Origin of the sequence: Peteryoungia wuzhouensis, from assembly GCF_003205195.1 — a bacterium.
In the GTDB taxonomy this organism is placed as follows: domain Bacteria; phylum Pseudomonadota; class Alphaproteobacteria; order Rhizobiales; family Rhizobiaceae; genus Allorhizobium; species Allorhizobium wuzhouense.
Genome location: NZ_QJRY01000002.1, coordinates 521665 through 539762 on the forward strand (window position 1 = coordinate 521665; position 18098 = coordinate 539762).

Sequence of the window (18098 nt, forward strand, 5' to 3'; positions counted from 1 at the left end):
AGACATGTCTTCAAACGAGGTGACGCCGGACGGCGCTGCGGGTCAGCGCATTCGGCTTCCATTGCATTGGCTCGGGGTCCTGCCCTTCGTCGCCTTTACCGTCCTCTTCTTGATCCTGCCGACCATGAAGATTGTGCTCGGCGCATTCCAGACGCCCGACGGCACCTTCACCCTGGAAAACCTTGCCGGTCTTTTCACGACATCGATCATGTCGGCCTACTGGATCTCGATCAAGATCAGCCTGGCCTCGGCTATCCTCGGATCGATGATCGGATTTGCCGTCGCAGCTGCGGTCGTGCTCGGCGGATTGCCGCAATGGATCCGCGGCCCGCTTCTGACTTTTTCCGGCGTTGCATCCAACTTTGCCGGCGTTCCGCTGGCTTTCGCCTTCCTCGCAACCCTCGGCCCCGTCGGCCTCGTCACGGTCTTTCTGAAGACCCAGGTCGGCATTGATCTGCGTTCGCTCGGCTTCAACATCCTGTCCTTCTGGGGCTTGACGGTCACCTATCTCTTTTTCCAGATCCCGCTGATGATCCTGATCATCACGCCCGCCATCGATGGGCTGAAACGCGAATGGCGTGAGGCAGCCTCGATCCTCGGCGCAACCAATTTTCAGTATTGGCGCCTGGTCGCATTCCCGATCCTGCTGCCGTCGATCCTCGGCACGATTGCTCTTCTGTTCGCAAACGCCTTCGGCGCTGTCGCAACCGCGATTGCCTTGACCGGCTCATCCTTGAATATTGTCCCGATCCTGCTCTTCGCGCAGATCCGCGGCGACGTGCTCGGCAATCCGCATCTGGGGTATGCGCTCGCCTTCGGCATGATCCTCGTCACGGGTGTGGCCAATGCTCTTTATATCTGGCTGCGCGCGCGCAGTGAAAGGTGGCTGAAATGAAACGGCTCTGGGCCTGGGGGGCCCTGATCTTCGGCCTCCTCTACTTCTTCCTGCCGCTCATCGGCATGACCAACTTCTCGCTGAAGATGCGTCGTGGCGAGTATTCGCTCGATGCCTACAGCAAGGTGTTCGCCGATTCCCGTTTCCAGGAAACCTTCACCTATTCGGTCACCATGGCGCTGATGACCATCGTCTTCGGTGTCTTCCTGGTGGTGCCGACCGCCTATTGGGTCCGCCTCAAGCTGCCGCGCTTGCGCCCCTATATCGAATTCATCACGCTGCTGCCGCTGGTCATTCCGGCGATCGTCATCGTCTTCGGCTACATCCGGCTCTACAACACCTCAAGCTGGCTGCCGCTGACCGGCTCCGCCTTCGGCACGGATATCCTGCTGATGTTCGGCTATGCGACGCTCGCCCTGCCCTACATGTACCGCGCCATCGATACCGGCCTTCGTACCATCGACATCGCCACGCTGACGGAAGCCGCCCAGAGCCTCGGCGCCGGCTGGTTCACCATCATCTCGAAGATCATTCTGCCCAACGTGCTGGTTGCCGTGCTCTCGGGCGCCTTCCTGACGTTTGCCATCGTCATCGGCGAGTTCACCATGGCCGCTCTGCTCAACAAGCCGGCCTTCGGTCCCTACATGCAGCTGCTCGGTGCCAACCGCGCCTATGAACCGGCCGCGCTCGCCGTCATCGCCTTCGGCATTACCTGGGGCTGCCTCGGTCTGATCCAGCTCGTTTCCCGCCTCCAGAAAACAGCCCCCCGCCAGGCTTGAGGAATTCTTCATGACGTTTCTGAAACTGACAAATCTCAAGAAGTCCTTCGGCGCGACCCAGGTGGTGCACGACTTCAACATGGCGATCGACAAGGGCGAATTCATTTCTTTCCTGGGTCCATCAGGCTGCGGCAAGACGACGGTCCTGCGCATGATCGCCGGCTTCGAGACCCCCTCGGCCGGCATGATCGAGATCGCAGGCAAGGACCAGACCAGCCTGAAGCCGAACCAGCGCAATATCGGCATGGTCTTCCAGGCCTATGCCTTGTTCCCCAACATGAATGTCGCCGACAATGTCGCCTTCGGCCTGAAGATCGCGGGCATGCCGCGCGCCGACATCGACAAGCGCGTCAAGGAAATGCTCGCCCTGATCCATCTGGAGCATCTGGCGGAACGTTATCCCTACCAGCTCTCGGGCGGCCAGCAGCAGCGCGTGGCGCTCGCCCGTGCGCTCGCCCCCAAGCCCCAGGTCCTGCTGCTGGACGAACCGCTTTCGGCCCTTGATGCCAAGATCCGCGTCTCGCTGCGCGAAGAAATCCGCCAGATCCAGCAGAAACTCGGCATCACAACCGTCTTCGTCACCCATGACCAGGAAGAGGCCCTGTCTATCTCGGACCGCATCGTCGTCATGAATGCCGGCAAGGCCGACCAGATCGGCACGCCCTTCGAGATCTACAACCGCCCGACCACCCGCTTCGTCGCCTCCTTCGTCGGTACGCTCAACGTGCTGGACGCCGTGGTCACCGACCAGGCAGCGGGCATCGTCAAGATTGGTGAGAAGACGCTGAAGATCAATGAGCAGATCCCGGCAGCCAACGGCTCTCCCCTTCAGCTCGCCATGCGCCCGGAGGCGGGTTCGCTAGCCGATCCCTCCGATGCAACCATCGCCGGCACGGTGACATCAAGCCAGTTCCTGGGCTCGGTCATCCGCACCCGCGTCGATGTCGGCGGCAAGACGGTGTCCTTCGACACCTTCAACGATCCGGGCAGCGCCCCGCCGGTCGTCGGCGCGACAGTCGGCGTGAAGATCGATCCCTCGGCATTGATCCTGCTTGCCGAGTAAGGCAGAGCCGGCCAGAAAACGGGAACCCAGCGACGATCCGGGAGACGATCCATGCGCGCCATGTATTACGAAGCCTTCGGCGCCATGCCCGAAATCCGCACGCTGCCCGATCCGACGCCGACACCCGGCGGCGTCGTGATTGCGGTCAAGGCAACAGGCCTCTGCCGCAGCGACTGGCACGGCTGGATGGGCCATGACCCGGACATTCACCTGCCGCACGTCCCTGGCCATGAATTCGCCGGGACCATTGCCGCCGTCGGGCGCGAGGTGAAGCGCTTCAAGGTCGGCGAGCGCGTCACGGTTCCCTTTGTCTCCGGCTGCGGCCACTGCCAGGAATGCCGCTCCGGCAACCAGCAGGTCTGCGAAGAGCAGTTCCAGCCGGGCTTCACCCATTGGGGCTCCTTCGCCGAATACGTGGCGATCGACTATGCCGATCAGAACCTCGTCCACCTGCCAGAGGAGATCGCCTATGAGACGGCGGCCGGCCTCGGCTGCCGCTTTGCCACCTCCTTCCGCGCCGTTGTCGACCAGGGTCGCCTGAAAGGCGGCGAATGGCTCGCGGTCCACGGCTGCGGCGGCGTCGGCCTCTCCGCGATCATGATCGGCAAGGCGCTCGGGGCCAATGTCGTCGCAATCGACATCGCCGAAGACAAACTCGCCCTCGCAAAAGCCTTGGGTGCGAGCACCGTCATCAACAGCCGTGAAGTGGATGACACGGTCGAGGCGGTGCGGGATGTCACCGGCGGCGGCGCCCATGTCTCCGTCGATGCGCTCGGCCACCCGCAGACCTGCTGCAATTCCATCACCAACCTGCGCCGGCGCGGCCGCCATGTGCAGGTCGGCCTGATGCTCGGCGAGCATTCGACCCCCGCCATTCCGATGGCCCGTGTCATCTCGCAGGAACTGGAAATCTATGGCAGCCACGGCATGCAGTCCTGGCGCTACGATGCCATGATGCAGATGATCCTCTCGGGTCGCCTTGATCCCGCCAGCCTGATCGGACGACGCCTCACGCTGACGCAGGCCGCCACCGCCCTCACCGAGATGGACCGTTTTGCCGAAAGCGGCATCAGCATCATCGACCGGATGGCCTGAGGTTTGCCGCCTGTCGACGGCTTGTCGACAGGCCTAGAGATCTCGTTAACGCCTTTGTGGTGAGATGCCACCCGTCGCCCAGAACACGGGATTTCCTCAGCATGGTGAAAAGGCCGCCCGAGATCGATCCACAGACCTTCATGAAGGAATTCATGCGGTTGAAGCGCGGTTCGGTGACACGGCGACACTTTCTCTCGATCACCGGTCTCGCCGCCGCCATGGCGCTTGCAGACGGTGTGGCGAAGCCGCTGAGCGCCGCCCAGAATTCCGGTCTTGGGCGGAAGGTCACGCTGGCCACTTGGCCCAACTACCACGACCCCAAGACCTTCGAGGATTTCACCCGCAATTTTGGCGTCGAGGTTGATGTCTCCATCATCGGCTCGAACGAGGGAACGATGCGGTCGCTGGACATGGGCCGCAACTGGGACATCATCGTCCCGAGCCAATATGCGATCGCGCCCTATGTCGAGCGCGGCATGTTGCTGCCGCTGGACATCTCGCTCCTTCCGAATTTCGACGCGTCGACCCATCTGGACCGGCACCTCAATCCAGGCGTGATCGGTGGCGTCCGCTATGCCGTGCCGAAGAACGCAGGCACCACCGGCATAGCCTATAACAGGAAACAGCTCTATCCCATCTCCAGCTGGCGCGGCTTCTTCGACACTGCCCGGAACGAAGCCTCGGGACACACGATTGTCCATGACTATCAGTTGACCACCATCGGCAACGCCCTGGTGGCCCTCGGACACGGCTTCAATTCCTGTCAGCCTGCAGAACTGGAAGCCGCCGAGACCCTGCTGATGGAGGTGAAGCCGCATCTTCATTCGATCGACAGCGACTATCAACCTGCCATGCGGGCCGGAGAGGCTTGGCTGACCATGTGCTGGAGCAATGATGCCTATCAGATGAGCCGGGACAGCGACGAGATCGTCTACAATCTCGGCTCCGACGGCGGTGAAATCTGGACCGATTTCTTTGCCATCACGAGCAAGGCGAAGAATCCTCGAGGGGCCTACGCACTCATCAACCACCTGATGGACCCGAGAACGGCCGCACAGGAACATCTGTGCAATGGAGCGACCATCGTCGACAGCAGGGTCGAAGCCTACTTGCCCGAGGAGATGCTCGGCAACGTGATCGTCCATCCGGACGAAGCTCGCCTCACGCCGCTCGAATTCGGCATTGCGCGGGTGATGACGGATCCCATTCGCGCCGAAATCATGAACCGTTTCCGCAGCGCGGGCGGCTGACGCATCCCTCCCGCCGTGATAGCCAGAAAGGCAGAGCCGTGCGAACGGCGACTATGCCCAACCGACGGATGCTCCATGCCCCAGATTTCCATCATCGACACGATCTCCGATCCCGGCAAGCAAGGCCGCGCCAACGAGGACAGGTTTGGCTACAACAAGCATTCCGCCTTCGTGCTGGATGGCGCGACCGGTTTGGGCGACCGGCAGTTCATGGAGGGTTATGGCTCGGACGCCGCCTGGATCGCCGAATTCGGCACCACGCGCCTCGCCGAGCGCCTGGACGCCTTGGCCGATCCGGCAACAGTCCTGCGGCAGATCTCCGAGGAAGCCCGCGATATTTTCGTAGCTGTAGCCGGCGACCAGCCGCGCTACGCCTGGCCACTCTGCAGCCTGACGGGATTGCAGGCGACGCCGACCGGCTTCCGCTGGTTCGGCCTCGGCGACAGCTGCCTGTATCTTCTGCATGACGACGGCCAGTCCGACTTCGTGATCCCCATCCCTGGCACCTATGAATGGGAGCAGCATCAGGCCGCCAAACACATCGCCCGCGTCGGCGGCATCGGCAAGGCTGGCGTCGCCAATGACGATCCGACAACGCTGGAAGACCTGCGCCGGGGCCGCGCCAGACAGAACACGCCCGACGGCACCACCTGGACCTTCGGCATCGTGCCCGAAGCTGCAGATCACCTCGTGGCAGCCGATGTGCCCGTCCATGACGGCGGCGCCACAGCCATCCTCTGCTCCGACGGCACCGCCGATCTGGTCGCGCTCTACAAGCTCTACGACCCCGCCACGCTGATCCGGCGGGCGGCAACCGCGGGCTTGAAGGCGCTGGTCACCGAACTCCGCCACTATGAGCGGGAGCTCGACCCGGACGGCCTCAAATTCCCGCGCTACAAGCAGAGCGACGATGCGACGGCGATCCTGCTCCGGCTGGAGGCGTGAAGGCAATTCGGAATCTGCCTCAATACCTTATCGCCGAAATTGGAATCGGTTTGTGAGCGTTCTAATGCAGAGGGTGAACGCTTAGTTTGACCCCTGATCGATTGTTCGGTCGCAGCCCCTCATCCGCCTGCCGGCACCTTCTCCCGCAAGCGGGGAGAAGGAGGAAACCGCAAACGGCAGAAGTCCCCTCTCCCCGCTTGCGGGGAGAGGGTCAGGGTGAGGGGCAATCGCCGACACGAACGCGCAATACTTACTCCGCCGCCTTCGGCACATAATTCAACACCGGCCCCAGCCAGCGCTCGACTTCACGCACCTCCATGCCCTTGCGCGCCGCATAGTCCTCGACCTGATCCCGCTCGACCTTGGCGACGCCGAAATAATAGCTGTCGGGGTGGCCGATATAGAGGCCCGAAACGGAAGAGCCGGGCCACATGGCATAACTCTCCGTCAGCGTCACGCCGGTCGCCTTGGTTGCATCCAAGAGCGAGAAGAGCGTCACCTTTTCCGTATGATCGGGCTGAGCGGGATAGCCGGGGGCCGGCCGGATCCCGCCATAGCTTTCCGAGATCAGCTCCTCGGGCGTAAAGGCCTCGTCCGGCGCATAACCCCAGAATTCGCGGCGCACCCGTTCATGCATGCGCTCGGCAAAGGCCTCGGCGAAACGATCGGCCAGCGCCTTGACCAGGATCGAGGAATAATCGTCATTCGCCCGCTCGAAGCGCTCGGCGATCGCCACTTCCTCGATGCCGGCCGTCACCACGAAGCCGCCGACATAATCCGGAACGCCGGTGTCCAGAGGTGCCACGAAATCGCTGAGTGCCACATTCGCCCTGCCCTCGCGCTTGGCGATCTGTTGGCGCAGCGTGAAGAAGGTCGCGAGTTCCTCCTGTCGTGCATCGTCCTTGAACAGCCTGATATCGTCGCCCACGGTATTGGCCGGCCAGAAGCCGATCACGGCGCGCGGCCGGAACCAGTTTTCCGCAATGATCTTTGCGAGCATCGCCTGCGCATCGGCAAACAACTGCCGCACCGCCTCGCCCTGCTTTTCGTCTTCGAGAATGGCTGGGTAACGCCCCTTCAGCTCCCACGTCTGGAAGAAGGGGGTCCAATCGATATAGCGGGCAAGGTCGGCCAGGTCATAGGTCTCGAAAACCTTGGTGCCGGTAAAGCTCGGCTTCGTCGGCTTGTAGGCGCTCCAGTCGAGCTTGATGGCATTCTCGCGGGCCGATGCTAGCGGCTGGCGCTGCTTTTCGGCTTCCGCCCGTGCGTGGGCCTCGGCCACCTTGGCATACTCGCCCTTGATGCCCTCGACATAGGTCTCGTTGCCATCTTCTGAGAGCAGCGCCGAGACCACGCCGACGGCACGGCTGGCATCGGTCACATAGACCGCCTGCCCTGCCTTGTACTGCGGATGGATCTTGACGGCGGTGTGCACCCGGCTCGTCGTTGCCCCGCCGATCAACAGCGGCACGGTGAACCCCTGGCGCTGCATTTCCGAGGCCACATGCACCATCTCGTCGAGCGACGGCGTGATCAGGCCTGACAGACCGATGACGTCGACATTTTCCGCTTTCGCCACTTCGAGGATCTTGGTGGCCGGCACCATGACGCCGAGATCGATGATCTCGTAGTTGTTGCAGGCAAGCACGACGCCGACGATGTTCTTGCCGATGTCATGCACGTCACCCTTCACGGTCGCCATCAGCACCTTGCCCGCCGCCTGGCGCTCGCCAGTGCCGCCGTTCAGCCGCTTCTCCTCTTCCATGTAAGGGAGCAGCACGGCCACCGCCTGCTTCATCACACGCGCCGATTTTACCACCTGCGGCAAAAACATCTTGCCCGCGCCGAAGAGGTCGCCGACGACATTCATGCCAGCCATCAGCGGCCCCTCGATGACGTGTAGCGGACGCTCGGCCTTTTGGCGTGCCTCTTGCGTGTCGATCTCGATGAATTCGGTGATGCCGTTGACCAGCGCATGCTCCAGCCGCTTCTCGACTGGCCATTCGCGCCAGCTCATGTCCTGGGTGCGGGTCTTCGCCTCGCCGGTGCCGCGATAGCGCTCGGCGATCTCCAGCAAACGTTCCGTTCCGTCCTTGCGGCGGTTCAGCACCACATCTTCGCAGGCCTCGCGCAGATCCGGATCGATGCTCTCATAGACGGCAAGCTGGCCTGCATTGACGATGCCCATATCCATGCCCGCCTGGATGGCATGGTAGAGGAAGACCGCATGCATGGCTTCTCGCACCGGCTCGTTGCCGCGGAAGGAGAAGGAGAGGTTCGAGACCCCGCCCGAGATATGCACCAGCGGCATTTCCTGCCGGATCGTCCGCGTCGCCTCGATGAAATCGACGCCGTAATTGTCGTGTTCCTCGATGCCGGTCGCGACCGCAAAGACGTTGGGGTCGAAGATGATGTCCTCAGGCGCGACGCCCGCCTCTTCCGTCAGGATCTTATAGGCCCGCCGGCAGATCTCGACCTTGCGCTGATAGGTGTCGGCCTGGCCCTGTTCGTCAAAAGCCATCACCACGACGGCCGCCCCGTAATTGCGGATGAGCTTCGCCTGCGCGACGAAATTCTCCTCGCCCTCCTTGAGCGAGATCGAGTTCACCACCGCCTTGCCCTGCACGCATTTGAGGCCGGCTTCGATGATCGGGAACTTGGATGAGTCGATCATCACAGGCACGCGGGCGATATCCGGCTCGGCGGCGATCAGATTGAGGAACTCGACCATGGCCTGCTGCGAGTCGATCAGGCCTTCGTCCATATTGATGTCGATGATTTGCGCGCCGTTCTCGACCTGATCGCGCGCGACCACCAGGGCTGCCGTATAGTCACCCGCCGTGATCAGCTTGCGGAACTTGGCCGAACCGGTGACATTGGTGCGCTCGCCGACATTGACGAAAGGGATGTCCTTGGTCAGCTCGAACGGTTCGAGCCCCGAGAGCGACATGAACGGCCGATGCTCGGCGGGTGCGCGCGGCGCCCTGCCCTTCACGGCATCCGCGATGGCGGCGATATGCGCGGGCGTCGAGCCACAGCATCCGCCGACCACATTGACGATCTGTTCTTCGGCAAAACCGGCAACGAGCTCGGCCATCTCTTCCGGGCTCTGGTCGTAGCGGCCGAATTCGTTGGGCAGGCCGGCATTCGGATAGGCCGAAATGAAGGTGTCGGCGACGCCAGACAATTCCTGCAGATGCGGCCGCATGGCATCGGCCCCGAGTGCGCAATTGAGGCCAACAGCGAAAGGTCGGGCATGGCGCACCGAATTCCAGAAGGCCGTCGGCGTCTGGCCGGACAGCGTGCGGCCGGAGAGATCGGTGATCGTGCCTGAAATCATCACCGGCAGGCGAATGCCCTTGGCGAGAAAACGCTCCTCGCAGGCAAAGATCGCCGCCTTGGCATTCAGCGTATCGAAGATCGTCTCGATCAGGATGAGATCGGCGCCGCCATCGATCAGCCCGTCGATCTGTTCGCCATAAGCAAGACGCAGATCGTCGAAGGAGACAGCGCGGTAACCGGGATTGTTGACGTCGGGAGAGATCGACGCCGTGCGGTTGGTCGGCCCGATGGCGCCGGCGACGAAACGCCGTTTGCCGTCCTCACGCTCGGCCCGCCAAGCCGCCCGGCGCACGAGTTCCGCGCCATGGCGGTTGAGGTCATAGACCGCCCCCTCCATCTCGTAATCGGCCTGCGCAATGCGGGTGGAGGAGAACGTGTTGGTTTCGAGAATGTCTGCACCCGCCATCGCATAGCGGAAATGGATGTCTTCAATCGCATTGGGCTGGGTGAGGATCAGCAGGTCGTTATTGCCCTGCTGATGACAGGCGCAGCCGAGGAAACGCTCGCCGCGGAAGTCATCCTCCGTCAGCCCGAGCCCCTGGATTTCCGTGCCCATCGCACCGTCCAGGATCAGGATACGCTCGCGCGCCGCTTGGCTGAGCGCCTTCAGGATTTCCGCCCCGTCCCGATTTGCGCCCTCGCGGCCGAACAGTTGATCGAGCATCTGCGAACTCTCCTATTGCGTATGCGACACCAGCCAATTCACATAAAGATATCTTTATGTCAACATTCGATCCTCTTGTGCGCACCCCACAGAGACGGTGGCAGCGATGCAAGTGATCAGTTATAGAAACTGCAACGATGCCGCCCGGGAGCAAGAAATGTCGGAAAATCAATCGCAACACGCGCTGTCCAGCCTGTGGAGCGCTCGCCCCTACCACCGCAAATGGCTGCTCGCCCAGGCAGACGGCCTGTTCGATTTCTTCCAGGGTTCGGCGATCAATCCGAAAGGCGGCTTTTACGACCTGTCGCGCGACGGCAAGCCGCTATCAACAGAAAATCCGGCCCGCGGCATCCATGCCAGTGCCCGCATGGTGCATTGTTATGCCATCGGCCACCTGCTCGGCCGCCCCGGCTCGGCCGAGATCGTCGACCACGGCATGCGCTATCTCTGGGAGCGCCACCGCGATGAGACAAACGGCGGTTACTTCTGGCAGGCAAATGACACCGGTGCGGCGGACGATTCGAAGCAGGGTTATGGCCACGCCTTCGTCCTGCTCGCCGCATCCTCGGCCAAATGCATCGGCCATCCGCTGGCAGACGCCATGCTCGCCGATATCACCGAGGTGATTGAAGAGAAGTTCTGGGAAGAAGAGCACGGCGCCATCGCCGAGGAATTCTCACGTGACTGGCAGCCGGTGCCCGGCTATCGCGGCCAGAATTCCAACATGCATCTGACCGAAAGCCTGATGGCCGCTTTTGAGGCAACCGGTGAGCAACATTACCTCACCAAGGCCGAGCGGATCGCCGACCTGATCATCAACCGCCGCGCCCGAGAAGAAGCCTTCCGTGTTGCCGAGCATTTCGATGAAAACTGGGTGGTCGACCGGAATTATTACCATTCGAACGAAATGTTCCGCCCGGCCGGCACCACGCCCGGCCACGCACTCGAATGGGCCCGACTGATCCTGCAGCTCTGGGTGCTCGGCGGCAAGAAACACGAGTGGATGCCGGAGGCCGCACGCGGCCTGTTCTTCCAATCCATGGCGCTCGGCTGGGATAAGGACAAGGGCGGCTTCTTCTACACGCTGAATTGGGCAAACACGCCCGAGAAGCGTGCAAAACTCTGGTGGCCGCTTTGCGAGGGGGCAGCCGCCGCGCACTTCTTGAACCAGCACCAGGAAAGTGACTTCCACGAAGAGAGCTACCGGAAGATCTGGAATTTTATCGCAAACAACAATCTCGACCGCGATTTCGGCGGCTGGTTTGAGGAACTGACCGAGGAGGGCAAGCCTTCCAACAGCCTCTTCCCCGGCAAGGGCGATATCTACCACGCCCTCCAGGCCTGCCTCATCCCGCTCTTTCCGGCAGAGGGCAGCCTGACCAGGATGATCGCGCAGCATCCGCTCGACGTTTGAAGCACAGCCAGATCAAGACATGCAAAAGGGCCGGAAAACCGGCCCTTTTTTGTTCGTTGATGCAGTCGAAGCTTACTGCTCGATCGCATAGGTGATGTTGACGGTTACCGTATAGAGGTTTTCGCCGGACGCGATCGGGACGGACTCGTCCGCCATTTTCGCCATCGGTGCTGCCGCATAGACCTGCGGCATCGGGCGGGCAAAATTCTCGGAAATCTCGACAATGCGCCCCAATTTGACGCCGGCAACCTCTGTCAGCGTCTTCGCCTTGGCGGCTGCCTTTGCGACCGCCTGCTTGCGTGCTTCTTCCACGGTCGCTTCCGGATTGTCATTGGTGAACGAGATGCCGCCGCCCTGGTTGACGCCGAGCTTCACCGAGCGATCAATGATGGCGCCGAGCTTCGAGAGATCTCGCACACGCACCGTCAACCCATTGCTCACGGTATAACCGACGATGACAGGCGCCTCATAGGTGCCGTCGGTCCGGGTCTCCTGCTTGTATTTCGGCTGGATGGAAAAATCCGTCGTCTGCAGATCCTTCTCGGCAATGCCCTGGCCCTTGAGGTCGGCAAGCACCTCGGTCATTGCGGCGCTATTGGCCGACAGCGCCTCGGCAGCCGTTTCGGCATCGCGCACGACCGACAGCGAAATCACCGCCATATCGGGTGCGACAGTGGCCTCGCCCTCGCCCGACACCATGATCGTCGCCTCACGACGCTCGGTCTCGGCAGCAAATGACGGGGCAACAAAACCGGCAGAAAGAATGGATCCTGAAAGAGCCGTGGCAATCACCAGCCCGCGCGTAAATTTCATCATAAATTATGTCCTCTGTCCCTCGGTGCCGGCGGACCATTCGATCTCGCCCGGCAATTGCCCTTCCGGCATCCGTGATGACGGGAGATTGTGAAGCCATTACGGCAGAGACTTGTCGCAAAAGGGAAATTGCGTTAGAGCCCGTGACCGGTGCGGGGGAACCATTGCCCGCCCGACGGCAACATGCCGGGCTGGGCCTGTAGCTCAATGGTTAGAGCCGGCGGCTCATAACCGCTTGGTTGGGGGTTCGAGTCCCTCCGGGCCCACCATTTCTCTCGGCGAAGGCCCAAGCCCTGGTCAGGCCTCCACTGTCTCCCGCACATCGTCCAGCAGGAAATGCACGACGACATAGCGCGTCGAATAGGGCCGGCCGCTGTCAGAGACGCTTTCCACGGTGCCGCCGTCGGCCGGATGCCATTGGCTGTAATGGGGATTGTTGACGATTAGCGTGATCGCCTTGCCGGCGAAATGACCCTGGAGGCGATAACGTGCTTCGGCGAGCGGCCAGATGCGCTCGTAATCGGCCTGGCTCAGGCGAACCTTCAAGGCCTGCCGGTGGATTGCCTCGCTGTGCGAGCCGTCCTCCCGCTGGCGCGCCGCGCTTTCGAGCGTCACTTGCTCGGCACCGTCAAGAATGAAGCTGAACTCCTCAGGCCACATACGTCTCATCGAATTGCTCCTCCCCGAGCGTTTTCATGCTGACAGGAGGAAGTGTAGCGCGTCTGGCTGGGGAAACAACGGATGAATGTGCCGAATGCCGCCGACACGACAAACTGCGCGCCAATCTCCTGACCCGCAAAGCCCCCCGGCAATGCCGATGGGAACCGGCTCGCCGTCCGCAGGTTTGGCTTCATCGACATCCAATGGAGACATCCGATGCAGACCACGACCGAAGACACCACGCTGGCCCCATCAGAGGTAATACGGCCTGCCGCAGCCGATGCACAGCTACCCGACGCAGCAAAGCGAATCGACAGCCGCCGCCGATATCCGGCCTCCGCCTTTCGCGGTCCCCTCTTCGAGGCACGCGACAGGATCGCCCTTGCCATGGCCACGGTCATGTTGATTGGCCCCTTGGCAGCACTTCCCCTCGGATTCTGAACAGAGGGAAAGCGACGCGGAGACTGGATCACTCGGTGCAGCCGGTATCCTTCAGCGCCTGCGCATGGAAACGGCGCAGGGCTGCCGCGATATCGGTTTTGCTCATTGCATGACCGGCCTGTGCCAGATCTGCGGAAAGCCGCTCGATCACATCGCTGTCGCCACGCACTGCGTGGTCGGCTTCATGCAGGTCAGCCGCATAGCGTCCGAGATCCTCGCCTTTCAGACCGATCAGCGAACCCGCCCAATAGCCGGCCAGCAGATTGCGGCGCGCCCGGATGCTGCCGAGCGATTCGTCGTCGTGATGGCCGTGTTGGTTCTTCAAGGTGCCGCTCGATGCAGCGACGCTGGAAAGGGTCATGTCTGGTTCCTCCTCGTTGTTGAGATCAGCTCTCGGCCGACTGCGTCAGATACGTCGCGATCGCGCCGCAGGCCGGATTGGATGCATCCAGCAGTTCGGCGGGGGTTGTGAAGCCCGTGGTCAGGGACACGATGGTCGAACCCGCCCACCAGAAGTCCTGAGCGGCCCTGTCGAGCAGTGCCGGCGCCGTTGTGCTCAGACACGTATTCACCTGCGAAACGACGGCGACGGGTGCGCGCGCCTGTTCCAGCCGGAGCGCGACCTCGGACTGGATCGGATCGATGACGAAGGCTGCAAACAGGAAGGAGAAGAAGTCGCCGATCATCGCTGCACCCTCCGGTCAGACCTGGCATCGCGGCAAGCGCGCGGAAAAGGAATGCGGGGCGTCGGCTGGCCGGCATGGGCGAACACGTCGCCGGGCGATGCGAAGCGACCGGGGCCGATCAAACGGGAATCGTGGCGGGGCAAATGTCTGGTCCTTGGACCGGCAAGGATGTCGAAACGGTCCGACATCGCAAGAGCGCCGGCGGCTCTTACCAGAGGGGCCCGGACCAACGGGTTGCATGCAAGATGCGCGAGAATTCTGGCGCCTTCAAGGCACAGCGCATCCAATCCGGATGGAAAATGCACAAATGGTTCGGGCCATGCAGGCGGGTCCTGTTCGGACCTCATCTGCATGGCCCGGGGGGCACGGCGGTCGTAAGGCGGACGATCCGACCAGCCGCACCACCTGTCATTAGCCGCGGATCAGCGGGCAGCCGCGCACATTGGCGAAGACCACCCGGTCGCGATAGCCGTGGCGTACGCCGGCAATCACCACGCGGCGTGGCGAGACGTCGGCGACGAAGGCGCGGCGCAGACCGTTCCAACGGGCTTTCTCGACGGCCTGATAGGGGTGGCACTGGCCACGGCGGTCCCAGCCGGGACGATGGCGGTCGTCGTGGCGCGGACGATCCCAGCCCCGGGCATCCCGCGGTCCGTCAATATAGATGCCCCAGCCGAAACCATCCGCGGATGCCGTCGAGACAAAGCCAGTCGTCGCGACGATCGAGACCAGGGCTGCCATTCCGAGTTTGCGAAGCATGCCAGTCATTGGGTGTGTCTCCTCTCAAGACCTCGGGCGTCTTGCCCGTGTTCTGTGTTCCGCCCGCTCTCATGAGCGATTGAGAAGAGACTAGATCGCTGCGGCTGAACGCAGTCCGAAGCGGCCATTCAGCCGGGGTTCAGGTGCCTCACCAGGTGAGACCTTTGCCCCTGCTAGAAGCAAAGCACCACTTCGCGCCGGTGCGGTCGGTCCCGATGCTCGACGAGATAGAGCCCCTGCCAGGTCCCGAGCAGCATACGACCATTCGAGCAGGGAATGCCCAGAGACACCGGCAGCAGCGCCGCCTTGATATGGGCCGGCATATCGTCCGGCCCCTCATCCCGGTGGATGATGTAGTTCATCGATGGATCGCTTGCCGGCGGCACCAGGCGACGGAAGAAAGACTGCAAATCGACCTGCACCGAGGGATCGGCATTTTCCTGGATCAGCAGCGAACAGGAGGTGTGGCGGACAAAGACCGTAAGGACACCCTCCTCGATGCCGGCATGGGCAACGAAGTCGGCGGCTTTCTCCGTAAACTCATAGAGCCCGGGTCCACCTGTCACGATCGTCAGTCGTCGGAGTGCCATCTGCATCCTCACCTTCAGGCCGTCGAATGGCCTTGGGAATTCGAACCGTCCACGCAAGCGCCCTCTAGGCGCCAACGGAGGCAATCTGTAATCTGCCCACTCAACAGCTGCAAATCGCTTCCCTCCACCATGCCAGCAAGGATGCCGCAATGAGCCTGATCGAAACCATCGAAAAGCAGGAAGCCCGCCTCGTTTTCCAGGCCTTCGACGAGCTTGCCGCCCTCGACCTGGGCCAGCGTCTGGTGGCCCTTGCCCGGTCGCAATCGGCCCCGGTGGTGATCGATATCCGCACACCTGACCGCACGCTTTTCCATGCCGCCCTGCCCGGCGCTTCACCGGACAATGATCACTGGGCCCGCCGCAAGAGCAATGTCACCCTGCGCTTCCACAAGGCATCTCTCCGGGTCGGCGAAACGAACCGCCTGCGTGAGCGGGGTGTCACGCCCGATCTCGGGCTCGATCCACTGGACTATGCCGATCACGGGGGGAGTTTTCCGGTTCGCGTTGCCGGCACAGGCGTGGTCGCGGCCATCACCGTCTCCGGTCTCAAGTCGCAGGAAGACCACGACATGATCATCGCAGTCCTCGAAGACATGCTGGGCAAGCGCTGAGGCGCATCGCCTGGGTGAATTCTACGGCTGCACGGCACAGAACAGGCTGAAGCGGCTGAACAATTCGCCCTCCCGTTCCAGCACGAGCACGGCCGGAAGTGCGTAGGGCCCGGCCTCGCCATCGGCATCTGTATCGACGGTGCGCCGGTTCTGGCCGTTCAGGGTGCATTCGACGGCAACACGGAAACCCGCGTCATCGGTCATCACAACGCAATCCGTGAGCGTCAGGTCATGCCGCAGCACATAGGCCGAAAGCGTATCGCGAAAAGACGCCTGTCCGATGACCCGGATGCCGTCAGGCAGATCGAGGATGGCCTCCTCGTCGAAGCGACTTATCAGCCCGGCAAAATCATGACGGTTCAACACATCGATGACGGCAAGCGTCTGATCTTTCACGGACATCGGGCTCTCCTCTTCTCATGGTGAAGATAGGCCGCGATTGTTCGAAGACAAGGGCCTGCCCAGTCAGGCGATCGGCCTCAAGGCCTGCCGCGCCGCCTCCACGACCGCCTGTGTTACCGGCTGCATCAGCCGTTGCACCGAACGACTGACATGCCAGTAAAGCGGCACATCGAGCGGACTGTCCGGCTTGAGCAGGACGAGCCTGCCATCGGCGAGCGCGGGTGCCGCCAGCATCTCCGGGTTCATGCCCCAGCCAAGCCCTGCCGCAGCAGCATCGACAAAGGCCTGGCTGGAGGGGAGCCAGTGTGATGGCCCCGTCGATGCCGTGCCGAAGATCTGCTCCGTCCAGCGCCCTTGCAGGCGGTCCTTGGCATTGAAGGTCAGCATGGGCGCTCGCGTCAGAGAGAAAGCCGTCAGACCCTCGCCCCCGAACCAGTGGCGGCAGAAGTCGGGACTGGCGGTGGCCAGATACCGCAGAGCGCCGAGCGGCCGGCAATCGCACCCCTGGACCGGCTGACGCGCGCTGCTGATGGCCGCCCGCACCTCGCCGCGTTTCAGCCAGTCGGCACTGTGGTCCTGGTCGTCGACGACGAGATCGAACAGCAGATCGCCCGCCTTCGCCAGCGCCGGCAGAAACCACGTCGCCAGGCTGTCGGCATTGACCGCCAGCCGAACCGTTGGCCAGCCTCGGGAATCAGAGCGTGTCTCGCCTTCATCGTCGCTGTCGGCACCAAGCCCCACGCCAAGATCGGTTCGCAACTCCTGTTCGAGCAGCCGCAATTCTTCGGCATGGCGAAAGACCCGCCTGCCCGCCTCGGTCGCCCGACAGGGCTGCGTCCGAATGACGAGCGGCGTTCCGATCTGCTCTTCGAGCAGCCGGATCCGCTGCGACACGGCGGACTGCGTCAAGCCGAGCTCTTTGGCCGCCCGCTCGAAGCTTCCGCTGCGAAGAATAGCGGAGAGGGCCGCCAGATGCGATGGATCAAACATCGAGATCTCTAATGGCTGATTAGATCAATGAATTTTCCTAATGCTTGGCTGCCCGCTAGTCAAAGGCGACAATATGGGAGAATGAGAGAAATGGTCCCTGCCCTGACTGCGGGCTTCCTGCTTGGCCTCAGCCTGATCGTCGCGATCGGCGCACAGAATGCCTTCATCCTGCGCCAGGGGCTGCGCCGCGAACATGTCCTGCCGCTGGTAACGGTGTGTGCCTTGTCGGATGCCGTACTGATCGCGCTCGGCGTCGGCGGCTTTGCCACGATCCTTGGCCAAATCACATGGCTCGATCCGTTGATGCGCTATGCGGGCGCCGCCTTTCTGCTGGTCTATGCCTTGAGAAGCCTCAGAAGCGCGCTCGCCGGCGGCCATGTCCTGAAAGCGGGAACTGACACCCGGACCAGCCTGCGGGCTGCCCTTCTGACATGCCTCGCACTCACCTGGCTGAACCCCCATGTCTATCTCGACACGGTTGTGCTCCTGGGTTCGATCTCCACACGGTATCCCGGACGGGAGGCGGCCTTTGCACTGGGCGCCATGACGTCCTCCGTCCTGTTCTTCTTCAGCCTCGGGTATGGCGCTCGGTTGCTCGCGCCGCTGTTTGCAAAGCCGGTTGCGTGGCGCATCCTTGATGGCCTGATCGCGGTGGTGATGGCCACGATCGGTATCAATCTGCTGCTCTGAGGCCGGCCA

19 protein-coding genes and 1 tRNA gene are annotated in these 18098 nt (G+C 62.3%); 11 read left to right on the top strand and 9 right to left on the bottom strand.

From position 1 onward, the window contains the following. Positions 1-4 precede the first annotated feature (4 nt). The 6 genes from DMY87_RS08365 (at position 5) to DMY87_RS08390 (ending at position 6027) form a co-directional block, all read left to right on the top strand. Positions 5-895, top strand: coding sequence for an ABC transporter permease (locus tag DMY87_RS08365; protein ID WP_110790821.1), 891 nt, complete (start codon positions 5-7; stop codon positions 893-895). Further along, the gene (locus DMY87_RS08370; protein WP_110790822.1) at positions 892-1674 is read left to right on the top strand and encodes an ABC transporter permease; all 783 of its coding nucleotides are present in this window, start codon (positions 892-894) and stop codon (positions 1672-1674) included. Before DMY87_RS08365 ends, DMY87_RS08370 begins: the two co-directional genes overlap by 4 nt. 10 nt (positions 1675-1684) lie before the next feature. Beyond that, on the top strand, positions 1685-2737 hold the full coding sequence (locus DMY87_RS08375; RefSeq protein WP_110790823.1) for an ABC transporter ATP-binding protein: 1053 nt from the start codon (positions 1685-1687) through the stop codon (positions 2735-2737). Positions 2738-2788: 51 nt separating this feature from the next. After that, positions 2789-3832 (top strand): zinc-dependent alcohol dehydrogenase family protein, encoded by a 1044-nt coding sequence (locus DMY87_RS08380; RefSeq protein ID WP_110790824.1) that lies wholly within the window; start codon positions 2789-2791, stop codon positions 3830-3832. A 101-nt stretch (positions 3833-3933) separates the two neighbouring features. Next, positions 3934-5082, top strand: coding sequence for an ABC transporter substrate-binding protein (locus tag DMY87_RS08385; RefSeq protein ID WP_110790825.1), 1149 nt, complete (start codon positions 3934-3936; stop codon positions 5080-5082). Positions 5083-5157: 75 nt separating this feature from the next. After that, entirely contained in the window at positions 5158-6027 is an 870-nt protein-coding gene (locus DMY87_RS08390; protein WP_110790826.1) for a PP2C family serine/threonine-protein phosphatase, read from the top strand. A 250-nt stretch (positions 6028-6277) separates the two neighbouring features. Here the strand turns inward: DMY87_RS08390 and metH are convergent, their stop codons facing one another. Next, positions 6278-10033: a methionine synthase gene (gene metH / locus DMY87_RS08395; protein ID WP_110790827.1), complete on the bottom strand. Its 3756-nt coding sequence runs from the start codon at positions 10031-10033 to the stop codon at positions 6278-6280. Positions 10034-10190: 157 nt separating this feature from the next. Here metH and DMY87_RS08400 point away from each other — a divergent pair, with 157 nt between their 5' ends. After that, positions 10191-11447, top strand: a complete 1257-nt coding sequence (locus DMY87_RS08400; RefSeq protein WP_110790828.1) for an AGE family epimerase/isomerase — start codon at positions 10191-10193, stop codon at positions 11445-11447. Between the two features lie 72 nt (positions 11448-11519). Here DMY87_RS08400 and DMY87_RS08405 read toward each other — a convergent pair whose 3' ends face one another. Beyond that, positions 11520-12263, bottom strand: a complete 744-nt coding sequence (locus DMY87_RS08405) for an SIMPL domain-containing protein (RefSeq protein WP_110790829.1) — start codon at positions 12261-12263, stop codon at positions 11520-11522. 190 nt (positions 12264-12453) lie between these two features. Between DMY87_RS08405 and DMY87_RS08410 the strand changes: the two genes are divergently transcribed. Further along, positions 12454-12529: transfer RNA gene (locus DMY87_RS08410), tRNA-Ile, on the top strand. Positions 12530-12557: 28 nt separating this feature from the next. Here the strand turns inward: DMY87_RS08410 and DMY87_RS08415 are convergent. After that, positions 12558-12920: a hypothetical protein gene (locus DMY87_RS08415; RefSeq protein WP_165826189.1), complete on the bottom strand. Its 363-nt coding sequence runs from the start codon at positions 12918-12920 to the stop codon at positions 12558-12560. A gap of 216 nt (positions 12921-13136) precedes the next feature. Here DMY87_RS08415 and DMY87_RS08420 point away from each other — a divergent pair, with 216 nt between their 5' ends. Next, complete coding sequence (locus DMY87_RS08420; RefSeq protein ID WP_110790831.1) at positions 13137-13361, top strand: hypothetical protein; 225 nt, start codon at positions 13137-13139, stop codon at positions 13359-13361. Positions 13362-13389: 28 nt separating this feature from the next. On the opposite strand, the gene DMY87_RS08425 is transcribed toward DMY87_RS08420, so the two are convergent. The 4 genes from DMY87_RS08425 to DMY87_RS08440 form a co-directional block, all read right to left on the bottom strand. Further along, positions 13390-13722: an ATPase inhibitor subunit zeta gene (locus DMY87_RS08425; protein ID WP_110790832.1), complete on the bottom strand. Its 333-nt coding sequence runs from the start codon at positions 13720-13722 to the stop codon at positions 13390-13392. A 25-nt stretch (positions 13723-13747) separates the two neighbouring features. After that, entirely contained in the window at positions 13748-14047 is a 300-nt protein-coding gene (locus DMY87_RS08430; RefSeq protein ID WP_110790833.1) for a hypothetical protein, read from the bottom strand. Positions 14048-14458: 411 nt separating this feature from the next. Beyond that, positions 14459-14806 (bottom strand): hypothetical protein, encoded by a 348-nt coding sequence (locus tag DMY87_RS08435; RefSeq protein WP_165826190.1) that lies wholly within the window; start codon positions 14804-14806, stop codon positions 14459-14461. A gap of 173 nt (positions 14807-14979) precedes the next feature. Next, positions 14980-15396 (bottom strand): secondary thiamine-phosphate synthase enzyme YjbQ, encoded by a 417-nt coding sequence (locus DMY87_RS08440; RefSeq protein WP_110791019.1) that lies wholly within the window; start codon positions 15394-15396, stop codon positions 14980-14982. A 149-nt stretch (positions 15397-15545) separates the two neighbouring features. Between DMY87_RS08440 and DMY87_RS08445 the strand changes: the two genes are divergently transcribed. Further along, the gene (locus DMY87_RS08445) at positions 15546-16007 is read left to right on the top strand and encodes a heme-degrading domain-containing protein (protein WP_110790835.1); all 462 of its coding nucleotides are present in this window, start codon (positions 15546-15548) and stop codon (positions 16005-16007) included. Between the two features lie 21 nt (positions 16008-16028). On the opposite strand, the gene DMY87_RS08450 is transcribed toward DMY87_RS08445, so the two are convergent. Further along, on the bottom strand, positions 16029-16409 hold the full coding sequence (locus DMY87_RS08450; RefSeq protein ID WP_110790836.1) for a nuclear transport factor 2 family protein: 381 nt from the start codon (positions 16407-16409) through the stop codon (positions 16029-16031). Between the two features lie 63 nt (positions 16410-16472). After that, on the bottom strand, positions 16473-17399 hold the full coding sequence (locus DMY87_RS08455; RefSeq protein WP_110790837.1) for a LysR family transcriptional regulator ArgP: 927 nt from the start codon (positions 17397-17399) through the stop codon (positions 16473-16475). 90 nt (positions 17400-17489) lie between these two features. Between DMY87_RS08455 and DMY87_RS08460 the strand changes: the two genes are divergently transcribed. Further along, positions 17490-18089 carry a LysE/ArgO family amino acid transporter gene (locus DMY87_RS08460; RefSeq protein WP_110790838.1) on the top strand — a complete coding sequence of 200 codons (600 nt, stop codon included), beginning with the start codon at positions 17490-17492 and terminating at the stop codon, positions 18087-18089. Positions 18090-18098 lie beyond the last annotated feature (9 nt).